This window comes from Halomonas sp. SL1 (assembly GCF_003030865.2).
Lineage (GTDB): Bacteria > Pseudomonadota > Gammaproteobacteria > Pseudomonadales > Halomonadaceae > Halomonas > Halomonas halophila.
The window spans coordinates 40412-62420 of sequence record NZ_PYUQ02000018.1 but is presented as its reverse complement, the minus strand read 5'-3'; the positions used below and the strand labels follow the sequence as shown (position 1 = coordinate 62420).

The following is a 22009-nucleotide window of genomic DNA, read 5'->3' as shown; positions in this document are numbered from 1 at the left end:
ACCATGTGTGGCATCGTCGGCGCCGTCGCCCAGCGCAACGTGCAGGGCATCCTGCTGGAAGGGCTCAAGCGACTCGAGTATCGCGGCTACGATTCCGCGGGCATGGCCGTGCAGGCCGGGGATGGCCGGCTCGATCGTCGCCGCGCCCTGGGCAAGGTGGCGGCTCTGGAGGAGACGCTCGCCGCCGCGCCCCTGGCCGGCCACAGCGGCATCGCGCACACCCGCTGGGCTACCCACGGCAAGCCCAGCGAGGCGAACGCCCACCCCCATCAGTCGGGCGAGCGCGTGGCGCTGGTGCATAACGGCATCATCGAGAACCACGAGGCGCTGAAGGCCGAGCTCGAGGGCGAGGGCTATGCCTTTTCCTCCGAGACCGATACCGAGGCCATGGCCCACCTGATCGCCCGCGAGGCCGAGCAGGGTGACCTGCTCGGCGCCGTGCAGCGCGTGCTGGCCCGGCTCGACGGCGCCTATGCGCTGGGCGTGGTGCACGCCGACGAACCCGGCGTGGTGATCGGTGCCCGCCAGGGCAGCCCGCTGGTGGTCGGCGTCGGCATCGAGGAGGCCTTCCTGGCCTCCGACCCGCTGGCGCTGCTGCAGGTCACCGACCGCTTCATCTACCTGGAGGAGGGCGACGTGGTGCGCCTCTCCGACGGCGGCAGGATCGAGGTCTTCGACGCCGGCGGTGCCGCGGTGGAGCGTCCGGTGCAGACCTTCGAGCACGGCGACGGCGCGGCCAGCAAGGGCGGCTATCGCCACTTCATGCTCAAGGAGATCCACGAGCAGCCGGCTGTGATCGCCGCGGCCCTGGAGGGCCGGCTCGGCGATCGCAGCGTGCTGGTGGAGAGCTTCGGCCCCGAGGCCGAGGCGCTGTTCGGTCGGGTGCGCCAGATTCACCTGGTGGCCTGCGGCACCAGCTATCACGCCGGCATGGTGGCGCGCTACTGGCTGGAGCGCTATGCCGGCGTACCGGTGCAGGTCGAGGTGGCCTCGGAGTTCCGCTATCGCCGGGTGGTGGTGCCCGAGGGCACGCTGTTCGTGACGCTGTCCCAGTCCGGCGAGACCGCCGATACCCTGGCCGCGCTGCGCTTCGCCAAGCAGCTCGGCTACCTGGGCAGCCTGGCGATCTGCAACGTGCCGGGCAGCTCGCTGGTGCGCGAGTCGGACCTGACGCTGATGACCCAGGCCGGCCCCGAGATCGGCGTGGCCTCGACCAAGGCCTTCACCACCCAGCTCACCGCGCTGATGCTGCTGACCCTGGCGCTGGGCCGCGTCCGCGGCCAGGACGCCGACGAGCAGGCGTCACTGGTCGAGGCGTTGCGCCATCTACCGGCCCAGGTCGGTGAAGTGCTGGCGCTGGATCCGGCGGTCGAGGCGCTGTCCGCGGCCTTCGCCGAGAAGCATCATGCCCTGTTCCTGGGCCGTGGACCCGAGTTCCCGGTGGCGCTGGAGGGCGCGCTGAAGCTCAAGGAGATCTCCTACATCCACGCCGAGGCCTATCCCGCCGGCGAGCTCAAGCACGGGCCGCTGGCGCTGGTCGACGCCGAGATGCCGGTGATCGCGGTGGCGCCCAACGACGCCCTGCTCGACAAGCTCAAGTCCAACCTCCAGGAGGTGCGGGCTCGGGGCGGCGAGCTGTTCGTGTTCGCCGACGAGGGCGTGGCGCTGGAGGACGGCGAAGGCATTCGGGTGCTGCGCCTGCCCCATGTGGAGGAAGCCCTGGCGCCGATCCTCTACACCGTGCCGCTGCAGCTGCTTTCCTATCACGTCGCCGTGCTCAAGGGCACCGACGTCGATCAGCCGCGCAACCTGGCCAAGTCCGTCACCGTGGAATGAGGAACGGGGCTGCCTCTCCGGCCGCCGGTGAGCCGCCGCGTCTGCATCTCGGCCTGCCGATGTGGGCCAACCCGGACTGGCGTGGCGGCCTCTACCCGCCCCACGGCGGGAATGACGACCTGCTGGCCGACTATGCCCGGGTGTTCTCGGCGGTGGAGGGCAACACCACCTTCTACAGCGGCGCGCCCCGCGGCGAGACGGTGGCGTCCTGGGCGCGCCAGGCGCCGCCCGGCTTCCGCTTCTGCTTCAAGCTCCCGCAGTCGCTGACCCACGAGCGGCGTCTGGTCGACGTCGAGGCGGGCTTCGACGACTTCCTCGCGGCCCTCGCACCGCTGCACGATCGCCTGGGGCCGATGATGGTTCAGCTGCCGCGAGACTTCGGCGCCGAGGAGCTGCCGCGTCTCGAGGCGCTGCTGGAACGCTGGCCGAGCGGGCTGCCCTGTGCGGTCGAGGTGCGCCACCGTGAGTTTTTCCACAAGGGGACGGCCGAGGCGGCGCTCAACAGGTTGTTGATAAGTCACGGCGCCAACCGCGTGATGCTCGACGTGCGGCCGCTGTTCTCCACCGCCGCCGGTCATCACCCGGGCATGCAGCAGGCCCAGCACGAGAAGCCGAAGCGCCCGCTACATGTGATTTCCACAGGGGAGGCGCCCGTGGTGCGCTTCATTGGCCATGTTGACGAAGCGATCAATATCGACTATTTCGCGCCCTGGATCGAACGTCTTTCGTTGTGGATAAAACAGGGGAAAACCCCTTTCCTGTTTGTGCATACCGCCGACAATCGCCGCGCGCCTCAGCTGGCGCGCCGGCTCTATGCCTCGGTGGCGGCGCGGGCCGAACTGCCGCCGCTGGGCGACTTCCCCGGCGAGCGTCAGGCCACGCTGTTCTGAGCCACCAGCGCCACGTTCCGAACGACAGGCCGCGCGCTGCGTGGTTTTGCCGCCATGGGTGGCCTCCGGGCAGACGATCGGATATGTTACGACTCGCTCGTCACTTGCCATCGAATATCGCCGACCCTCACGCCTAACCCCTGTGGGGTGTCGCGGTGTTTCCTTGCGGTTTCCACCTTCCATCCCCGGTGGAAACGCAGCCCTGGTAGTGATCCTGCTTGGCATGCGTTATGCCCTTGAATGCGCCGAACCGAGATCCGGCACGGCGTGGACGTGGCGACAACAATCAGAACGTCATCGCATCCGATCGATCGATGGCGACACGACCCTTCAAGGTGAATTATGTCCCTCAAGCAACAGCAACACGCGCACTGGTCGTCCCGGCTGGGCTTCATCCTCGCCGCCACCGGCTCGGCGGTCGGTCTGGGCAATATCTGGAAGTTCCCCTACATGGTGGGCGAGAGCGGTGGCGCGGCCTTCGTGCTGGTCTACCTGCTGTGCATCGCGCTGATCGGCCTGCCGATCCTGGTCACCGAGTGGATGATCGGCCGCCGCGGTCAGAACAATCCCGCCAATGCCATGGCCGACCTGGCCAAGGCCTCCGGCCGCACACGGGCCTGGATGGTGGTCGGTATCAGCGGCATCCTCGGTGCCTTCCTGATCCTGTCCTTCTACAGCGTGATCGGCGGCTGGTCGCTGTACTACACCCTGAACTCCGTCACCGGTGCCTTCAGCGGTCAGGGCGCCGACGGCATCGGCGAACTGTTCAATGACATGCTGGGCAGCCCGGGGCTGCTGCTGGCCGGCCATTCGGTATTCATGCTGCTGGTCATCGGCATCGTGGCCCGCGGCGTCACCCAGGGCATCGAGAGCGCCGCGCGCATCCTGATGCCGGCGCTGGGCGTGCTGATGGTGGTACTGGTCGGCTACGGCATGACCACCGGCCACTTCGGCGAGGCGCTCGCCTACCTGTTCAACCCGGACTGGAGCAAGTTGTCCGGCGAGACCGTGCTGGCGGCCCTGGGCCATGCCTTCTTCACCCTATCGCTGGGCATGGGCATCATGATGGCCTACGGCTCCTACCTGGGCGAAGAGGTCAACCTGCTCAAGACCGCGCGTACCGTGGTGATCATGGATACCGTGATCGCGCTGGGCGCCGGCCTGGCGATCTTCCCGCTGGTGTTCGCCAACGACCTCGATGTGGCTTCCGGCCCGGGGCTGATCTTCGTCACCCTGCCGCTGGCGTTCGGCCAGATGGGCGGTGGCATCGTGGTCGGCCTGCTGTTCTTCCTGCTGCTGACCTTTGCCGCCCTGACCTCGGCCATCTCGCTGCTCGAGCCGGTGGTGGAGTTCGTCGAGGAGCGCACCCCGCTGCCGCGCGTGGGCTCCGCCCTGGTGGCCGGCGTGGCGGCCTGGGCGCTGGGCATCGCCGCGCTGCTGTCGTTCAACCTGTGGAGCGACCCGGTGCTGTTCGGCCTGAACGTCTTCGACCTGCTGGACAAGGTGACCAGCAAGTTCATGCTGCCGCTCACCGGCCTGGGCGCCATCGTCTTCACCGCCTGGTGCCTCGACAAGGAAAGCGTGCGCCGCGAGCTGGGCATGGACGTCTACGACTTCAGCCTGTGGAGCCTGATCACCCGTTTCATCGCGCCGATCGGCGTGGCCGTGGTGTTCTTCACCAGCCTCTGATGGCACGGCGATGTCGGGAGATGTCTCCTGCGCCCGAGAGCCCCGCCCCGTGCGGGGCTCTTTGCGTTGGGTGCCTGCGGTCGCGGGAGTCCGGATCAGTGCATCTCGTCGGCGTCGTCCTCGGGCAGGTCGGCAATGTCCTGGCTGAGACGCTTGAACTCCTCGTGGAGCTCGATGCCGCGGCGGGCGCGCAGGTTGCGCTGGGCGGCGGTACGGGAGCGTTCTTCGTGCTCGACGACTTCCATGCTCATGAAGATGTCGAGGAGTTCGCTCTTGACGGAGGATAACCGTTCGACATTACGCATGATCGACTCTCCTGTCTGCAGTGAGGGTGCCGGCATCGAATCAGGGACGCTGCGCGACACTGCAATTCTTACTATACGCCTCTTGACAGAATGATGAAGATAGGAGTGTCAACGATCCTTTCGGCGCCTTGCTGCCCATGGGGGCGTCGGTTGGGGCATACTGTGGGCATTCCCCCTCGAATCCGCCGATCCAGGAGTGCCGCGTGAGCCTTGGCCTGTTCGATGAAATGAGACGCCGCATGACGCACTTCCGCCGCTCCGAGCAGAAGGTGGCGAGGTTCGTGCTGCGCAATCCCGATGAAGTGATCCATATGCGCATCGTCGACCTGGCCACCGAGGCCAAGGTCAGCGAGCCGACGGTGGTGCGCTTCTGTCGCGCCCTGGGCTGCAACGGCTTCCAGGACTTCAAGCTCAAGCTGGCCCAGATGCTGGCCACCGGCAGCCAGTTCGCCCAGTTCTCGATGAACGACAGCGACTCGGTGGCGGAATTCTCCCAGAGCATCTTCGACTCCACGGTGGGCACCCTGCTCTCGGTGCGCGACCGCCTGGACAACGATTCGCTGAGCCAGGCGATCAATGCCCTGGGCATGGCCAACCGGGTCGAGTTCTACGGCTTCGGCGCCTCCGGCGCGGTGGCCTTCGACGCCCAGCACAAGTTCTTCCGCCTGCAGATCTCCACCGCCGCCTACACCGACCCGCACATGCAGAACATGTCGGCGGTGACGCTCAAGGAGGGCGACGTGGTGGTGGCGATCTCCCAGACCGGGCGCACCCGGGCCCTGGTGGCCAGCGTGCGCCTGGCCCGCGAGGCCGGCGCCACGGTGATCGGACTGTGCCCCAGCGGCTCGCCGCTGGCGGAGGAGGTGACCCTGCCGCTGTACATCGACGTTCACGAGGACACCGAGATCTATACCCCGATGAGCTCGCGGATCGCCCACCTGGTGATGATCGACGTGCTGGCGGTCGGCGTGGCCAAGTCCCGCGGCCCCAGGCTCGCCGAGCAGCTCAAGTCGGTGAAGAAGAGCCTCAACTCGCTGCGCTATCCGGAGCCCGACGAGTCCTGAACCGGCCGTGACCGGCGCGATATGGTAAGCTGTCGGGCCATTTTCCGAGCAGCGATGCCTTCCCGCTATGGACGACGTCACGGCGATTCTCGACCACATGAACCCGGCCCAGCGTGAGGCCGTCAGCGCGCCCCAGGGCAACATGCTGGTATTGGCCGGCGCCGGCTCCGGCAAGACCCGGGTGCTGGTACATCGCATCGCCTGGCTGATGCAGGCCGAGGGGCTCTCGCCCTACGCCGTGCTGGCGGTGACCTTCACCAACAAGGCGGCCCGCGAGATGCGTACCCGCCTGGAGGCGCTGCTGGGCATCTCGCTGCGCCACGTCTGGGTCGGCACCTTCCACTCCATCGCCCATCGCCTGCTGCGCACCCATTGGCAGGACGCGCGGCTGCCCCAGCACTTCCAGATCATCGACGGCGACGACCAGCTGCGCCTGATCAAGCGGCTGCTCAAGGACCATAACGTCGACGACGAGCGCTTCCCGCCGCGCCAGGTGCAGTCGTTCATCTCCGGCTGCAAGGAGGAGGGGCTGCGCCCTCATCAGGTGGACGCCCACGGCGACGCCTACATGACCCAGATGGTCGAGCTCTACGAGCGCTACCAGCTGACCTGCGAGCGCGGCGGCCTGGTCGACTTCGGCGAGCTGCTGCTGCGAAGCCTCGAGCTCCTGCGCGACAATCCCGCCCTGCTGGCCCACTACCAGGAGCGCTTCGCCCACGTGCTGGTCGACGAGTTCCAGGACACCAACACCCTGCAGTACGCCTGGCTGAAGCTGCTCACCGGCATGACCACGCCGATGACCGTGGTCGGCGACGACGACCAGTCGATCTACGGCTGGCGCGGCGCGCGGATCGAGAACATCCGCCGCTTCGAGGACGAGTTCCCCGCCACCAAGACGGTGCGCCTGGAGCAGAACTACCGCTCGACCAGCGCCATCCTCGACGCCGCCAACGCCCTGATTCGCCACAACTCGGAGCGCATGGGCAAGGAGCTGTGGACCGCCGGCGACCGCGGCGAGCCGATCTCGCTGTACGGCGGCTTCAACGACCTGGACGAGGCGCGCTTCATCGTCGACACCATCCGCGAGAAGGTCGAGGAGGGCATGACGCGCCGCGAGATCGCCATCCTCTACCGCTCCAACGCCCAGTCGCGGGTGATCGAGGAGACGCTGATCCGCCAGGGCGTGCCCTATCGCATCTACGGCGGCCAGCGCTTCTACGAGCGCCTGGAGATCAAGAACGCCCTGGCCTACCTGCGGCTGCTGCTCAACCGCGACGACGATGCCTCGCTGGAGCGGGTGATCAACGTGCCGGCACGCGGCATCGGCACCCGCACCGTCGAGGTGCTGCGCGAGCGCGCCCGCCATGTCGGCATCTCGCTGTGGCAGGCGCTGCACGACGCCCAGCTCGATGGCTCGCTCAAGGGCCGCGCGGTGTCCTCGGTGAAGGCCTTCGCCGACCTGATCGAGCGGCTCGACGACGAGACCTCCGGCATGGCGCTCCACGAGATCATCGATCACGTCAACGAGCGCACCGGGCTGGTCGAGCACCACCGCAACGAGAAGGGCGAGAAGGGCCAGGCCCGGGTCGAGAACCTCGAGGAGCTGGTCACCGCCGCCAAGGCCTTCAGCCAGGGCGAGACCCTGGACACCGTGGAGGCCGGCGAGGGCATGGCCGCGCTGGAGGCGTTCCTCGCCGAGGCCGCGCTCAACGCCGGCGAGCACGAGGCCGACGAGTTCGAGGACTGCGTGCAGCTGATGACCCTGCACTCGGCCAAGGGCCTGGAGTTCCCGGTGGTGTTCGTGGCCGGCGTCGAGGAGGGCCTGTTCCCGCACAAGATGTCGATGGAGGAACCCGGTCGCCTCGAGGAGGAGCGCCGGCTGTGCTACGTGGGCCTGACCCGGGCGATGCAGAAGCTCTACCTGACCCACGCCGAGCTGCGCCGCCTGCACGGCAAGGAGACCTTCCAGCGGCCGTCGCGCTTCCTGCGCGAGTTGCCCGAGGACTGCCTCGAGGAGGTGCGGCTGCGGGGCCAGGTCTCGCGGCCGGTCACCGCCTCGCGCCCCGGCCCGCGCCAGGAGAGCGTCGACGGCGGCGCCGACTTGCCCTCGCTGGCGCTGGGCCAGCGGGTCAGCCACCCGATCTTCGGCGAGGGCGTGATCCTCAACGCCGAGGGCGAGGGCGAGCGCGCCCGGGTGCAGGTCAGCTTCGAGGGCGAGGGCGACAAGTGGCTGGTGCTGGGGTTCGCGAAACTGACGCCGCTTTGAATCTGTCAGCGCGTCCTCCACGTCGGCGTGCCATGGCTCGCGGCCGCCGACGGATCAGCCCCGAACCATCCTGTTCATGGCACGGCGGTCGTTCGCTTGCTGATAAATGCCGCTTTCGCGATACTGCCCGGCGGACACTGACATGCTTCGGCATGCGATACGAAAAGAACAGCAAGGACAAGGAGCCGCCCTCTCCATGGAGCGTCGCAACTTTCTCAAGACCAGCCTCAAGACCCTGGGGGCCGGCACCGCCGGTGCCGTCGCCGCCCCCTTCGTCAGCACCGCCAGCGCCCAGGAGACCATCACCTGGAACATGGTGACCTCCTGGCCCAAGAACTTCCCGGCCCTGGGCACCGGCGCCAACGACCTCGCCGAGCGCATCGAGCGCATGTCCGGTGGACGCATGCGGGTGAAGGTCCACGGTGCCGGTGAGCTGGTCCCGGCGCTGGAGGTCTTCGACGCGGTCTCGGCCGGCACCGCCGAGATGGGCCACTCCGCCTCCTACTACTGGCGTGGCAAGGTCGCCGCGGCGCAGTTCTTCACCGCCGTGCCCTTCGGCATGACCGCCACCGAGACCAACGCCTGGCTCTACTACGGCGGCGGGCAGGCGCTGTGGGACGAGCTCTATGCCGAGCACAACCTCAAGCCCTTCGCGGTGGGCAACACCGGTACCCAGATGGCCGGCTGGTTCAAGAAGGAGATCCACTCGCTGGACGACATGCAGGGGCTCAAGCTGCGCCTGCCGGGGCTTGCCGGCGAGGCCATGAACGGCATCGGGGTGACCACCCTGACGATTCCGGGCAGCGAGATCTTCACCTCCATGGAGACCGGGGTGCTCGACGCCGCGGACTGGGTCGGCCCCTACAACGACCTGGCCTTCGGCCTGCATCAGGTGGCCGACTACTACTATACCTCGGCCTGGAACGAGCCCAGCGCGATCCTCGAGGGCACGGTCAACCTGGAGGCCTGGAACGCCCTGCCGGACGATCTCAAGGCGGTGGTCACCGAGGCCTGCCGGGCCTCCAATCTGGCGATGCTCAGCGAGTTCGCCTTCCGCAATGCCGAGGCGCTGCGGACCCTGGTCGACGATCACGGCGTCAAGCTGCGCCGCTTCCCCGACGACGTCATGGCGGCGCTGCACGAGTCGTCCGGGCAGGTCATCCAGCGGCAGGTCGAGAACGACGAGGCCTCGAAGCGGATCTTCGAGGCCTATCGCGACTTCCAGCAGCGGGTCAGCGCCTTCACCGGCATCGGCGAGTTCGACTACCTGAAGTCGCGGGAGGCGCTGGTCGGTTGAGGCGACTCGGGGCGGCTCAGCCGCCCTGACGCACCGCGCGGATGCGGCCGTTGTCGTCCAGCGCCACGGTCACGAAGCGCGCCTCGGTGACCTTGTGCAGCTCGTCGGGGTCGCGCTCGTGGGGCGAGCGGCTCCAGACCTCGACATCGATCTTGATCGAGCTGTGGCCGATCTCGCGCACATCGGTGAAAATGTTGACCATCGAGCCGACTCGCACCGGGCACAGGAAATCCATGGCCTCGATGGCCACGGTGGCGGTGCGCCCTCCGGCTTCGCGGCCGGCGGCGATTTCGGCGGCCTGCTCCATATGGCCGACCAGCCAGCCGGCGGCGATGTCGCCATGGAAGTTGGTGTCCTGGCGGCGGGCGACCAGCTTGAGAGTCAGATGGCCACGGGGGGCCGGAATGTCGTCGAGTTCGCTCATGGCATCGGTTCGCCTGGCTTGTTGTTGTGTGGGCGTCATGGTGGGGGATCGACGGAGCGATCGTCACCGGCTAGGGATCAGCGAAACATGATAAACGTCGAGGGCGTGGCCACTCTACCCTGTGGGGACGAGGGTCGCGCCCGATCCGTATGAGCGGGAGAAACTTCATGATAGCGGTCCTTCGTCGCTGCCTGCCGGCCTGGCTGCTGGTCCTCGTCGGGCTCTGGAGCGCGCCGGCCTCGGCCGAACACCATGTCGGCACCCTCGATACCGTCGGCTCCGACACCATGGCGGGGCTGATCCTGCGCTGGGGCGAACTGCTCAGCGAGCACTACCCGGGGCTGCGCGTTCAGCTCCAGGTGGCCGGCTCGGCCAGCGCCCCGCCGGCGCTGACCGCCGGTACCACCCTGCTGGGGCCCATGTCGCGGCCGATGAGCGAGGAAGAGCGCCAGGCCTTCGTCGATCGTCATGGCTATCCACCGCGGGAGATCGTGGTGGCGCGGGATGCGCTGGTGGTCGTGGTGAATCGCCATAACCCGCTGTCGAGCCTGGCGCGCCGCGAGTTCGACGCCATCTTCTCCGAGACTCACTACTGTGGGGCCGAGCGAGGCATCCACCAGTGGCAGGCGCTGGGGCTCGATTTCCCGGCGGGGCCCATCGTGCTGCACGGTCGCAATGCGGTATCCGGCACCCACGGACTGTTCCGCCGCGAGGGCCTGTGCGACGGCAGCTTCCGCCCCGAGGTCAACGAACATCCAGGGTCGGCCGCGGTGGTCGAGGCGGTGGCCGACGACCCCCTGGCCATCGGCTACGCCGGCCTCAATCACCTCACGCCCGGCGTGCGCGCGCTGGCCCTGCGGGACCCCGAGGGGCGCCTGCACGAGCCCACGCCTCTGGCGGTGCGTCGCGACGACTATCCGCTGGCCCGGGACCTGAGGATCTACGTCAATCAGCCGCCGGGCGAGGTGCTGCCCGTCGCCGAGCGGACCTTCCTCGAACTGGTGCTCTCGGTCGAGGGCCAGGCCATCGTCGAGGAGATGGGCTTCGTGTCGCTGCCGGCCGCGAGCCTGGCCCGCCAGCGACGCATCCTGCAGCCCACGCGCGACGAGACGTGACAGTGTCACCCGACTGTCATGACAATGTCGTAACCTTGCGCTAACCCACCGACTCGCCGGCCTTCATGCACGACTCTTCCTCTTCACCGCTGCTGCGACGCCGCCTGCGCCAGGGCCGCGACCGCCTGGCCACGGCCTTGATCACCGCCGGCGGCATCGGCGTGATCGCCGCCGTGATGGCCATCGGCGTGTTCCTGGCGGTCGAGGTCCTGCCGCTGTTCTGGTCGTCGTCGCCGGGCGAGCCCGAGGTGAGCCTCGCGTCGCTGTGGCTGCCCCAGCCCTATCCCGGCCTGGACGAGCCCGTCTATCGCTGGCAGCCGGCGCTGCCTGAGGGGGAGCCGGGGCCGCGCTTCAGCCTGGCGCCGCTGGCCTGGGGCACCCTGGAGGCCGCGGCCTGGTCGCTGGTGATCGCCGTACCGCTGGCGCTGGGCGCGGCCGCGCACTCGGCGCTGTTCATGTCGCGGCGGCTGCGCGCTCATATCAAGCCCACCCTGGAGCTGCTCGAGGCCCTGCCCGGCGTGGTGATCGGCTTCCTCGCCGGCCTGGTGCTGGCCCCCTGGCTGGAACGCCACCTGGGGCTGGGACTGACCCTGCTGTTGCTGCTGCCGCCGGGCCTGGTGCTGGGCGGTGCCCTGTGGAGCCGGCTGCCCGGCCGGGTACGCCAGCGCCTGCCGCTGGGCTGGTCGGCGCTGTGGCTGCTGCCCTGGCTGCTGCTGCTGTGGGGCCTGGCGAACGGGCTGGCGCCCTGGCTGGAGGGCTGGTGGTTCGGCGGCGACCTGCGCACCTGGCTCGCCGCCCACCTGGGGCTCGACTACGCCAGCCGCAACGCCATCATCGTCGGCATGGCCATGGGCTTCGCGGTGATGCCGACCGTCTACGCCCTGGCCGAGGATGCCCTCTCCGGGGTGCCGAAGAGCCTGGCCGAGGGCGCCCAGGCGTTGGGCGCGACGCGCTGGCAGACCCTGTGGCGCGTGGTGCTGCCGGCGGCCGGGCCGGGCGTGTTCTCGGCGGTGATGATCGGCGCCGGGCGTGCCGTGGGCGAGACCATGATCGTGCTGATCGCCAGCGGCAACACGCCGCTGATGACCGCCAGCCCGCTGGACGGCCTGCGCTCCATGGCTGCCAGCATCGCCACCGAACTGCCCGAGGCGGCGCCCGGCGGAACCCACTATCGCCTGCTGCTGCTGGCCGCGCTGCTGCTGTTCGTCTTCACCTTCCTGGTCAATACCCTGGCCGAGGTGGTTCGCACCCGCCTGCGTCGTCGCTACCGCCGGCTGGGGGGCACGCCATGATCCGTGCCTGGCGACGCCCGAGACGAGCCCGCCTGCCCCGGGGCGAAGGTCCCTGGGCCTGGCTGGCCGCCGGCAGCATCTCGCTGTCGCTGCTGCTCCTGGCCCTGCTGCTGGTGCTGCTGGCCTCGCGGGGGCTGGGGCATTTCTGGCCCAGCGACGTGGCCCAGCTGACCCTGGCCGACGGCCGGGTCCTGGCCGGCCGTGAGGTGAGGCAGACGCCGCTGCCCGACGCCGAGGGCGAGGAGCGCCTCTACCGCACCGGCAACCGCGACCTGAACGGCGATATCTGGACCTGGGTCCCGGTGGCCGATATCGAGACCGAGACCTATCCCCGCGAGCTGATGGTGCTGGAACGCCGTCGTTGGGGGGATTTCATCGGTCGCCTGGTGGCCTGGATGCCCGACGAGGGCGAGCGCCTGCAGGGCGAGGCGGCGTGGGAGGCATTGCGCGCTCGGCTGGCGGAGCAGGTGCGATGGCGTGAGGAGATCGCCCGGCTGCGCGACCGGGCCCTGCTGCCGCTGGCGGCCCGGGCCGAGTGGGACGAGACGCCGGAGACAAACCGCGTGCTGGGCGACGTCGAGGCACGGATCCGTGTCCTGCGCGATCGCATGGTGGGCGATCTGGTGGTGATGGAGAGCGCCGACGGTCGTCGCATTCGCCTGCCCGTCGAGGAGATCCTGCGTGCTCGATGGCCCAACGCCATGAGCCCCGTGGCCAAGTTCGCCGACTGGGGCAAGGGCCTGTGGCGCTTCCTCTCCGAGGGACCGCGGGCGGGCAACGTCGAGGGCGGGGTCTGGCCGGCGATCTTCGGCACCATCCTGATGGTGATGCTGATGTCGCTGCTGGTCACGCCTTTCGGTGTGCTGGCGGCGGTCTATCTCAACGAGGTGGCCCACCAGGGGCGCCTGACCCGGCTGGTGCGCATCGGCGTGCGCAACCTGGCCGGCGTCCCCTCCATCGTCTACGGCGTGTTCGGCCTCGGGGTGTTCGTCTACGGCCTCGGGGGCCGCCTCGATCAATGGTTCTTCGAGGAATCGCTGCCATCGCCGACCTTCGGTACCGGGGGCCTGCTGTGGGCCTCGCTGACCCTGGCGCTGCTGACCCTGCCGGTGGTGATCGTGGCCACCGAGGAGGGGCTGGCGCGGATCCCCGACCGCCAGCGCGAAGGCGCCCTGGCGCTGGGCGCCACCCGCCTGGAGATGCTCAGCCGGGTGGTGCTGCCGATGGCCACCCCGGCGATGCTCACCGGGATGATCCTGGCGGTGGCCCGGGCGGCCGGCGAGGTGGCCCCCTTGATGCTGGTCGGCGTGGCCAAGCTCGCGCCCCAGGTGCCGCTGGACGGCGACTTCCCCTTCCTTCACCTTGAAAGGAAGTTCATGCATCTGGGCTATCACATCTTCGATACCGCCTTCCACAGCAACGATGTCCAGGCGGCAATGCCGCTGGTCTATGCCACGGCGCTGCTGCTGGTACTGGTGATCCTGGTGCTTAACCTGACTGCAATATTTCTGCGCCATCATCTGAGATCACGCCACGGTAGCCTCTCGCGTCTCTGAGGCCGGCCGTGGTGCCAAGGGGTATGTAATGCCGGTCAAGCAGGACCCGGCTCCGCGGCACGGAGCCTTCATCGATTTCGCGCCCGAGGCCTCCTGCCTGGAGATCTCGGGCTTCGGGCTGCGCTACGGCGACAAGCCGGCGCTGCGCGACCTCAGCCTGCGGGTGCCGCGTCATCGGGTCACCGCCTTCATCGGGCCCTCGGGCTGCGGCAAGTCGACCCTGCTGCGCGCCCTCAACCGCCTGCACGACCTCAACGAGGACGTGCGGCGGGAGGGCGAGATTCGGCTCGAGGGCCAGGAGATCCATGCCCCCGAGGTGGCGGTGGCCGAGCTGCGCCGGCGGGTCGGCATGGTGTTCCAGGCGCCGAACCCCTTCCCGATGTCGATCTACGACAACGTGGCGTTCGGGCTGCGGCTGCAGGGCGGGCTGCGCAAGCGGCGTATCGACGACATCGTCGAGTGGTCACTGCGCTCGGCGGCGCTGTGGGAAGAGGTCAAGGATCGCCTCCAGGCCTCGGCCTGGGCGCTGTCCGGCGGCCAGCAGCAGCGCCTGGTGATCGCCCGGACCCTGGCGGTGGAGCCCGAGGTGCTGCTGCTCGACGAGCCGGCCTCGGCCCTGGACCCGATCTCGACGCTCAAGGTCGAGGAGCTGATCCGCAACCTGAAGTCGAGCCTGACCCTGGTGCTGGTCACCCACAACATGCAGCAGGCGGCACGGGTCTCGGATTTCACCGCCTTCCTGCAGGGCGGCGAACTGGTGGAGTACGCCCCCACCGATACCCTGTTCACCAATCCGCGCCTCGCGCGCACCGAGAACTACATTACCGGACGCATGGCCTGACGCCAGCGCCCTCAGGAGAGTCTCATGGACATCACCAGCGATATCCACAGCCAGCACATCTCGCGGCAGTTCAATCATGAGCTCGAGGAGCTCAAGACCCACCTGATGGCCATGGGCGGTCTGGTCGAGAAGCAGGTACAGGACGCCGTCCGTGCCCTGCTCGACAGCGATTCCGCCCTGGCCGAGCGAGTGGTCGACAACGATCGCGCCGTCAACGACATGCAGATCAAGATCGACGACGAGTGCACCCAGATCCTGGCCCGCCGTCAGCCGGCGGCCTCCGACCTGCGCCTGGTGCTGGCGGTGATCCGCGCCGCCTCCGACCTGGAGCGCATCGGCGACGAGGCCAGCAAGATCGCCCGCAACGCCCTGGAGCTGGTCGAGAGCCAGAACGGCAGCCGCGGCTTCGTCGAGGTACGCGTGATCAGCGAGCACGTGCGCAAGATGATGCGCGACGCCCTGACCGCCTTTGCCCGCTTCGACACCGAGATGGCGCTCAAGGTGGTCCAGGAGGACGAGCAGGTCGACAACGAGTACAAGAGCGCCATGCGCTCGCTGATGACCTTCATGATGGAAGACGCCCGGGCGATATCCCCGGTACTCGGCATCATGTGGATCCTGCGTGCCCTGGAGCGGATCGGCGATCACTCCAACAACCTGGCCGAATACGTGGTCTATCTGGTCAAGGGGCTCGACATCCGCCACACGGCCCCGGATGATCTCGACGACGAGGTGCGCGGCGACGAGGGCTGAACCCCGCTCGACCGCTACCGTCAAAGAAGCGGCCGTCGCCCCTGGCGACGGCCGCCGTCGTCGTGATGGAGGAAACGATACCGATGCTGGATGCCTTCTCGGCGCTGTCCCGGGGAACCCGCCTGGTCTACACCCCCGGCCTGCGCCGCTACGTGTTCCTGCCGATACTGGCCAACCTGGTGGTCTACGCTGCCATGCTGAGCTACGTGCTGACCCACTTCGGCGGCTGGCTCGACGGCTGGATGGCCATGGTGCCGGGCTGGCTCGACTGGCTGTCGTGGCTGATCTGGCCGCTGTTCGTGCTCAGCCTGGGGCTGATCGTGTTCTTCAGCTTCACCCTGGTGACCCAGCTGATCGCCGCGCCCTTCTACGGCCTGCTGGCCGAGAAGGTCGAGCGCGAGGTGACCGGCCGGCCGCCGTTGGACGACCGTGGCCTGGCACGCACCGCCATCGATGCCCTGGGCCGTGAACTGGTCAAGCTAGGCTACATCCTGCCGCGCATGGCGCTGCTGTTCGTGATCGGCTGGATCCCGGTGATCAACCTGGTCGCCCCGCTGCTGTGGCTGCTGTTCTCGGCCTGGATGATGGCGGTCACCTACCTCGACTATCCCATGGACAACAACAAGGTGACCTTCGCCGACATGCGCCGCCGGCTGGCCGCGCGCCGCTGGCCGACGTTCACCTACGGCGGCTGGGTGATGCTGATCACCTGGCTGCCGCTGGCCAACCTGTTCCTGCTGCCCGGTGCCGTGGCCGGCGCGGTGCTGATGTGGGAAGACCACTACCGGGCGCTGACGCCCGATGCTGCCCCGGCGAGGCGCTGATGCCCGCGCCCCGGGCAGGCGTCGTGATCACGTGACATCCCTCCGCCCGGCCTGCGTCGGGCGGAGTGGCGTCCGGGTACGGGATCAAGCGCGCCGCGAAGCCGGCGCGGCGTCGGTGAGGCGGGCGGCGGGGAAGATGCAGCGGAAGGTGGCGCCCTCGCCGAGCCGGGAGTCGATCTCCAGCTGGGCGTCGTGGCGCAGCAGCACGTGCTTGACGATGGCCAGCCCCAGGCCGGTGCCGCCGGTGGCGGTGCTGCGGCCCTTGTCGACCCGGTAGAAGCGCTCGGTCAGGCGCGGGATGTGCAGCGGATCGATGCCCTCGCCGTCGTCCTCCACCTCCAGGCAGGCGCCGTCGCCCCAGGGGCGCCAGCGCAGCACGATGCGGCTGCCCTCGCCGGCATAGCGCACGGCATTGAAGGCCAGGTTGGAAACGGTGCTGTGCAGCTCCTTCTCCGAGCCGAGCAGGCCGCGGGGCTCCTCGACCGCCACCTCCAGCTGGTGGTGGCCCTCGGACAGCGCCTCGGCGTCGCGCCGCACGGCCTCGAGCAGGCTGGTGGGGTCGATGCGGATGTCGTCGTGGCCGCCCTGGTCGTTCTCCAGCCGCGACAGCAGCAGCAGGTCGTTGACCAGGTTCTGCATGCGCTTGGTCTGGCTCTGCATCTGGCCGATGCCTCGGCCCAGGCGCTCGGGCAGCATCTCGGCCATGTCGCCGTAGGTCTCGAGGTAGCCCGCCAGCACGGTGAGCGGGGTGCGCAGCTCGTGGGACACGTTGGCCACGAAGTCGCGGCGCATCTGCTCCAGGCGGTGCAGGCGGGTGATGTCGCGGGCCATCACCAGGCGCTCGTCGTCGCCGTAGAGGGTGATCTGGAACTGCAGGATGAGGTTCTCGTCGATCGGCGAGCACAGCGTCAGCGGCTCGCGATAGTCCCGGGCGTGGAAGTAGTCGACGAAGCTTGGGTCGCGCATCAGGTTGGTGATGTGCTGGCCGCGGTCCAGGGCCGGCTTGAGGCCCAGCATGCGTTCGGCGGCGCTGTTCCACCACTCCATGTCGCCGTGGCGGTCGAGCATCACCACGCTGTCGCGCATCGCCTCCGAGGACTCCTGGATACGGCTCAGGGTGTCGCGCAGCCGGCGCTGGGTGAGGCGCTGGCCCTTCTGGTAGCGGTAGAGGCGATCGAACAGCTCGCCCCACAGGCCGGAGGCCGAGGGCGGCTCGTCATGGGGATGATGGGTCAGCCATTCCTGCAGGGCGTGCAGCTGGCGCAGCTGGTAGAAGAGATAGAGGGCGAGCCCCACGGCGATGCCGGTGCCGCTGAAGCCGAAGGGCCAGCCGACCAGGGCGCCGGCGCCCACCAGGGCACCCAGCCGCCACCATTCGCGTCGCCACAGCCGGCCCACGTCAGCCCTTGGCGGAGAAGCGGTAGCCGGTCCCGCGCACGGTCTGGATCAGCTGCTGGTGCGGCTCGCCCAGCGCCTTGCGCAGGCGGCGGATGTGCACGTCCACGGTGCGCTCCTCGACGTAGACGTTGCCGCCCCAGACCTGATCCAGCAGCTGGCCGCGGGTATAGGCGCGCTCCTGGTGGGTCATGAAGAACTGCAGCAGGCGGTACTCGGTGGGGCCGATCTCCAGCGACTGGCCGTCGATGCTGACCCGGTGGCTGACCGGGTCGAGCATCAGGCCCTCGACCTGCACCGGCTCCTCGACGCCGCGCGGCGTGGCGCGGCGCAGCACCGCCTTGAGGCGCGCCACCAGCTCGCGGGGCGAGAAGGGCTTGGTGATGTAGTCGTCGGCCCCGGATTCGAGGCCCTGGATCTTGTTGTCCTCTTCGCCCTTGGCGGTGAGCATGATGATCGGCAGTTCCGAGGTGCCTTCCTCGCGCTTCAGGCGGCGGGCGAGCTCGACGCCGCTGGTGCCGGGCATCATCCAGTCCAGCAGCACCAGGTCGGGCTGGTGATCGACGACCATGGCGTGGGCGCTCTGGGCATTGTCCGCCTCGAGGACGCGATAGTCGGCCATCTCCAGCGCCACGGCGATCATCTCGCGGATGGGCGCTTCATCATCGACGATCAGTACGGTCTTGGCGGTCATCCCGGGGCCTCATGGTCGAGATCAGTGACATATTGGTGACGATGACAGCATGTCCTTGTGACAATACCGTGACAGTCACCGCCTGTCGCCCCCGCTTAGCCCCGTCGTTCGACCCCGTCCGGCATCACCCGCCGGCGGCCGGCCACAGCGACAGCGCGATGCCGGCGAACGCCAGCAGCCCCGACCAATGGTTGTTGAGGAAGGCCTGGAAGCAGAGATCGCGATCGCGATGGCGGATCAGCCGCTGCTGGTGGACGAAGGTGGCGGCCATCGCGGCCAGGCCGACCCAGAAGAAGCCGCCCAGGCCGAGGCGTTCGCCGGCCCAGGCCAGCAGGGCCAGCGTGGCCAGCTGCAAAAGGCCGATGATCAGCCGGTCGGCACGGCCGAACAGCACCGCGGTGGACTTGATGCCGATGCGCAGGTCGTCGTCGCGGTCGACCATGGCGTACTCGGTGTCGTAGGCCACGGTCCACAGCACGTTGGCGGCGAACAGCAGCCAGGCCTCCAGCGGCACCTGGCCGAGCACCGCGCCGAAGGCCATGGGAATGGCCCACGAGAAGGCCGCCCCCAGCACCACCTGGGGCAGGTGGGTGTAGCGCTTCATGAAGGGGTAGACGAAGGCCAGGATCACGCCGCCCACCGACAGCATCACGGTGAAGGCGTTGGTGAAACACACCAGCACGAAGGCCGCCAGCACCAGGCCGGCGAACAGCGCCTTGGCCTCGCCTTCGCCGATGCGTCCGGTGGCCAGCGGACGCGACTTCGTCCGCTTCACGTGGCCGTCGAAGTGGCGGTCGGCGTAGTCGTTGACCACGCAGCCCGCGGCCCGCATCAGGTAGACCCCGGCGACGAAGATCAGCAGCAGCCGGCGCTCGGGAACGCCCTCGGCCGCCGTCCACAGCGCCCACAGCGTCGGCCACATCAGCAGCCAGGTGCCGATGGGGCGGTCGAGGCGGGTCAGTTGCAGGAAGTCGGGCAGCCGGTCCAGCCCCTTGGGGCGCATCAGGGAACGTTCCATGTGGGTCTCTCGGTTGAATCGGACGACACGGGTTTCGGGCGATGCCTGGGAGCCTATCGCGCCGGCAGGGCCAGGTCATCCGCCATGTCGTCGAGGAAGAACTCCTGGACCAGCACCGCGAAGCGGCCGTGGCGCAGCACCGAGCGTCGGCCCCAGGGGCCGGGAGCGTCGTGGAAGGGGGCCGGGTCGGCGCTGACCTCGATGGGGCCGCGCTCGAGGCCGGGCTGGCGGAACAGCCAGTGACCCAGCGAGCGCTCGCCGAGGCCCGCCAGCCGCTGGCCACGGAGGCCGTGAAGCGGGGCCACCGAGCGCGCCATCACCCAGGGCCGGTCGTCGAGGCACAGCGCGACCTCGCGCCGCCAGGCCAGGCGGCCCGGCGCCATGCCCAGTGCCAGGGCCTCGTCGCGCCGCGGCCGGCCCAGGCGCTGGTCGAGCAGCCTGACCCGGAAGCGGCGCGGCGCGCCGGCCTCGATCAGCCGACGGGTCAGCGAGTCCCGTGAGGCGACCCAACGCCACCAGGCCGGGCTCATGGCGGGGCGGGCCGCCGCCAGGGGGCGCCATCGGGGAGCGAGGGCCGGACCGTGATTCACTGCGCTACTCCGCGTCCAATGCAAAGGGCGGCTAGTGTACCATGTCGGGCCGTCGCGCCCCTGCAGCGAGGAGCCCCATGAGCGCACCCCTGACCATCATCGGCTCCGGCATGGCCGGGCTGGGCCTGGCGCGCCAGGTCCGGACCCGGCAGTCCGAGCGCCCCATCACCCTGATCACCGCCGACGGCGGCGAGGACTACTCCAAGCCGCTGCTCTCCACCGGCTTCGCCAAGCGCCTGCCGCCGGATCGCCTGGCCTCGCGCAGCGCCCTGGAGGCGGCCGACCAGCTCGGTGTGACGATGCGCACGCACACCCGGGTCGAGGCCATCGACCCGGCCGCGCGCACCCTGACCCTCGGCGCCGAGCGGCTGCCCTGGGGCGAGCTGGTGCTGGCCACCGGCGCGGCCCCGGCGCCGCCCTTCGCCATCCCCGAGGCGCTGGCCGGCCGGGTCCATACCGTCAACGATCTCGACGACTACCGTGCCTTCCACGCCGCCCTGGCGGCGCTCGATCGCCCGGCGCGGGTCGCCGTGGTCGGCATCGGCCTGGTGGGCTGCGAGTTCGCCAACGACCTGGCCGCCGGCGGTCATGCGGTCGAGCTGATCGCCCCGGAGTCGGCGCCGCTGCCGCGGCTGCTGCCCGAGCCGCTGGGGCGGGCGCTGGGCGAGGCCTTCGTCGAGGCCGGCATCGCCCTGCACACCGGGCGCATGGTCGACCTGCTTTCGCCCGAGGGCGAGCGGGTGGCGCTGGGCCTGGACGACGGCACCGCCCTCGAGGCCGACCTGGTGCTGGTGGCCACCGGCCTGCGGCCCCGCACCGCGCTGGCCGAGGCGGCCGGGCTTGCCGTGGGGCCGGCCGGGATTCTCGTCGACCGCCATCTGGCGACCTCGACGCCCGGCATCCATGCGCTGGGCGACGTGGCCTGCGTCGACGGCGTCAATGCCATGTACGTCCAGCCGCTGCAGGCCGGCGCCAAGGCGCTGGCGGCGACGCTTTCCGGCACGCCCACCGAGGTGCGCTACGGGCCCTGGCCGGTGCTGGTGAAGACGCCGCTGCTGCCGGTGGTGGCGCTTCCTCCCGCCGTCTCTCCCGCCCGCTGGCGCATCGAGGGCGAGGGGCATGATCTGAGCGCCCTGGCCGAGGATGAAGACGGACGTTTGATCGGATTTGCGTTGACAGGCGCCCGCGTGCGTCGGAAAGTCGAACTGGCGCGCGCTGCGCCGCCGTTGCTAGGCTAGTGACGTCAACGACGGCGCCCCCGGGATTCCGGGTCTGGCAGCGGCGTTGCCACACGGCGTCATCCGCATGCCGCCCCGTCGGCGGCATGCGAGTGGTGCATGAATCACCGCGAACAACAATGCGGCCGATGGGATCATCGGCAGGATGTCAAACCAGGAGGGCTGTATGCGCAAACCCGAACTCGCCGCGGCGATCGCCGAACGTGCCGATCTTTCCAAGGACAAGGCCAGCCAGGTGCTGAACGTCATTCTCGACGAGATCACCGGCAGCGTGTCCGACGGCAAGGACGTGTCGCTGATCGGTTTCGGCACCTTCACCGTGCGCGAGCGTGCCGCCCGCACCGGCAAGAACCCCCAGACCGGCGAGTCCCTGACCATTCCGGCCAGCAAGACCGTGGCCTTCAAGCCGGGCAAGGGCCTCAAGGACGCCGTCGCCAAGTAAGGCGCGAGGCGCGGCCCGATGCTCGGGCCGCGCGATCCTTCCTCATTTCGCTTTCCGACCAACGGTATCCCGATGAAGCTCCGCCTGATGCTGTGGGTGCTCGGCGTGCTGCTCAAGCGTGCGCTGCGTCGCAAGCCCGCCTTCCGCGAGCGCCTGGGTGAACTGAAACGCCTCGACTGGGGCATCGGCACCGAGGATCTCGCCATCGCCCGCCACTATCGGATGTCGCCTCGCGGCATCGAGACCGGGAACGGCCTGCCGGTGGATCTCGACCTGGAGCTGCGTTTCGAGGACGCGGACAGCGCGATCCGGGTGCTCCGCAAGCCCACCCAGAAGGCCTTCCTCGACGGCATGATGGCCGGCCGCGTGCGGCTGGTCGGCGATGCCAGGGACCTCGACCGCCTGCAGGGACTGCTGAAGCACCTGTAGCGCCGAGCTACAAGCGCCGAGCTACAAGCGCCGAGCTACAAGCGCCGAGCT

The 22009-nt window shown here is 69.1% G+C and carries 21 protein-coding genes; 15 read left to right on the top strand and 6 right to left on the bottom strand.

Going from position 1 to position 22009, the window contains the following annotated elements; all coding sequences use genetic code 11:
* Positions 1 to 3 precede the first annotated feature (3 nt).
* From glmS to C9J49_RS12325, 3 genes are all read left to right on the top strand, one after another.
* On the top strand, positions 4 to 1836 hold the full coding sequence (glmS, locus tag C9J49_RS12335; protein ID WP_046078862.1) for a glutamine--fructose-6-phosphate transaminase (isomerizing): 1833 nt from the start codon (positions 4 to 6) through the stop codon (positions 1834 to 1836).
* A complete protein-coding gene (locus C9J49_RS12330; RefSeq protein WP_107181744.1) occupies positions 1833 to 2726 on the top strand; it encodes a DUF72 domain-containing protein in 894 nt (297 codons plus the stop codon). The genes glmS and C9J49_RS12330 overlap by 4 nt, the downstream gene beginning before the upstream one ends.
* Before the next feature lie 342 nt (positions 2727 to 3068).
* Positions 3069 to 4415: a sodium-dependent transporter gene (locus C9J49_RS12325; RefSeq protein WP_035594471.1), complete on the top strand. Its 1347-nt coding sequence runs from the start codon at positions 3069 to 3071 to the stop codon at positions 4413 to 4415.
* A gap of 95 nt (positions 4416 to 4510) precedes the next feature.
* Here C9J49_RS12325 and C9J49_RS12320 read toward each other — a convergent pair whose 3' ends face one another.
* Positions 4511 to 4720 (bottom strand): PA3496 family putative envelope integrity protein, encoded by a 210-nt coding sequence (locus C9J49_RS12320; RefSeq protein WP_016854228.1) that lies wholly within the window; start codon positions 4718 to 4720, stop codon positions 4511 to 4513.
* 203 nt (positions 4721 to 4923) lie between these two features.
* Between C9J49_RS12320 and hexR the strand changes: the two genes are divergently transcribed.
* From hexR to C9J49_RS12305, 3 genes are all read left to right on the top strand, one after another.
* Complete coding sequence (gene hexR / locus C9J49_RS12315) at positions 4924 to 5784, top strand: transcriptional regulator HexR (RefSeq protein WP_035594469.1); 861 nt, start codon at positions 4924 to 4926, stop codon at positions 5782 to 5784.
* Between the two features lie 67 nt (positions 5785 to 5851).
* On the top strand, positions 5852 to 8050 hold the full coding sequence (gene uvrD / locus C9J49_RS12310; protein WP_107181745.1) for a DNA helicase II: 2199 nt from the start codon (positions 5852 to 5854) through the stop codon (positions 8048 to 8050).
* A 196-nt stretch (positions 8051 to 8246) separates the two neighbouring features.
* A complete protein-coding gene (locus C9J49_RS12305; RefSeq protein ID WP_046078859.1) occupies positions 8247 to 9347 on the top strand; it encodes a TRAP transporter substrate-binding protein in 1101 nt (366 codons plus the stop codon).
* A 16-nt stretch (positions 9348 to 9363) separates the two neighbouring features.
* On the opposite strand, the gene C9J49_RS12300 is transcribed toward C9J49_RS12305, so the two are convergent.
* Positions 9364 to 9771, bottom strand: a complete 408-nt coding sequence (locus tag C9J49_RS12300) for an acyl-CoA thioesterase (protein WP_035594462.1) — start codon at positions 9769 to 9771, stop codon at positions 9364 to 9366.
* 167 nt (positions 9772 to 9938) lie between these two features.
* Between C9J49_RS12300 and C9J49_RS12295 the strand changes: the two genes are divergently transcribed.
* The 6 genes from C9J49_RS12295 (at position 9939) to cysZ (ending at position 16152) form a co-directional block, all read left to right on the top strand.
* Entirely contained in the window at positions 9939 to 10886 is a 948-nt protein-coding gene (locus C9J49_RS12295; RefSeq protein ID WP_046078858.1) for a PstS family phosphate ABC transporter substrate-binding protein, read from the top strand.
* Positions 10887 to 10951: 65 nt separating this feature from the next.
* Positions 10952 to 12178, top strand: coding sequence for an ABC transporter permease subunit (locus C9J49_RS12290; protein WP_046078857.1), 1227 nt, complete (start codon positions 10952 to 10954; stop codon positions 12176 to 12178).
* Positions 12175 to 13734, top strand: coding sequence for a phosphate ABC transporter permease PstA (pstA, locus tag C9J49_RS12285; RefSeq protein ID WP_107181746.1), 1560 nt, complete (start codon positions 12175 to 12177; stop codon positions 13732 to 13734). Before C9J49_RS12290 ends, pstA begins: the two co-directional genes overlap by 4 nt.
* 28 nt (positions 13735 to 13762) lie before the next feature.
* Positions 13763 to 14575, top strand: a complete 813-nt coding sequence (gene pstB / locus C9J49_RS12280) for a phosphate ABC transporter ATP-binding protein PstB (RefSeq protein ID WP_107181747.1) — start codon at positions 13763 to 13765, stop codon at positions 14573 to 14575.
* A gap of 24 nt (positions 14576 to 14599) precedes the next feature.
* Positions 14600 to 15328, top strand: coding sequence for a phosphate signaling complex protein PhoU (gene phoU, locus C9J49_RS12275; protein WP_035594454.1), 729 nt, complete (start codon positions 14600 to 14602; stop codon positions 15326 to 15328).
* 83 nt (positions 15329 to 15411) lie between these two features.
* Positions 15412 to 16152, top strand: a complete 741-nt coding sequence (cysZ, locus tag C9J49_RS12270; RefSeq protein WP_107181748.1) for a sulfate transporter CysZ — start codon at positions 15412 to 15414, stop codon at positions 16150 to 16152.
* Positions 16153 to 16236: 84 nt separating this feature from the next.
* On the opposite strand, the gene phoR is transcribed toward cysZ, so the two are convergent.
* The 4 genes from phoR to C9J49_RS12250 form a co-directional block, all read right to left on the bottom strand.
* Entirely contained in the window at positions 16237 to 17550 is a 1314-nt protein-coding gene (gene phoR / locus C9J49_RS12265) for a phosphate regulon sensor histidine kinase PhoR (RefSeq protein WP_106488144.1), read from the bottom strand.
* Between the two features lies 1 nt (position 17551).
* Positions 17552 to 18241 (bottom strand): phosphate regulon transcriptional regulator PhoB, encoded by a 690-nt coding sequence (gene phoB / locus C9J49_RS12260; RefSeq protein ID WP_035594446.1) that lies wholly within the window; start codon positions 18239 to 18241, stop codon positions 17552 to 17554.
* A 124-nt stretch (positions 18242 to 18365) separates the two neighbouring features.
* Positions 18366 to 19259: a 4-hydroxybenzoate octaprenyltransferase gene (gene ubiA, locus C9J49_RS12255; RefSeq protein WP_107181749.1), complete on the bottom strand. Its 894-nt coding sequence runs from the start codon at positions 19257 to 19259 to the stop codon at positions 18366 to 18368.
* A 53-nt stretch (positions 19260 to 19312) separates the two neighbouring features.
* The gene (locus C9J49_RS12250; protein WP_081945801.1) at positions 19313 to 19789 is read right to left on the bottom strand and encodes a chorismate lyase; all 477 of its coding nucleotides are present in this window, start codon (positions 19787 to 19789) and stop codon (positions 19313 to 19315) included.
* A gap of 137 nt (positions 19790 to 19926) precedes the next feature.
* Between C9J49_RS12250 and C9J49_RS12245 the strand changes: the two genes are divergently transcribed.
* The 3 genes from C9J49_RS12245 (at position 19927) to C9J49_RS12235 (ending at position 21958) form a co-directional block, all read left to right on the top strand.
* Entirely contained in the window at positions 19927 to 21087 is a 1161-nt protein-coding gene (locus C9J49_RS12245; protein ID WP_107181750.1) for an FAD-dependent oxidoreductase, read from the top strand.
* A gap of 166 nt (positions 21088 to 21253) precedes the next feature.
* Positions 21254 to 21529 (top strand): HU family DNA-binding protein, encoded by a 276-nt coding sequence (locus tag C9J49_RS12240; RefSeq protein WP_016855929.1) that lies wholly within the window; start codon positions 21254 to 21256, stop codon positions 21527 to 21529.
* Positions 21530 to 21601: 72 nt separating this feature from the next.
* Positions 21602 to 21958 (top strand): hypothetical protein, encoded by a 357-nt coding sequence (locus C9J49_RS12235; protein ID WP_046080328.1) that lies wholly within the window; start codon positions 21602 to 21604, stop codon positions 21956 to 21958.
* The last annotated feature ends 51 nt before the right edge of the window (positions 21959 to 22009 follow it).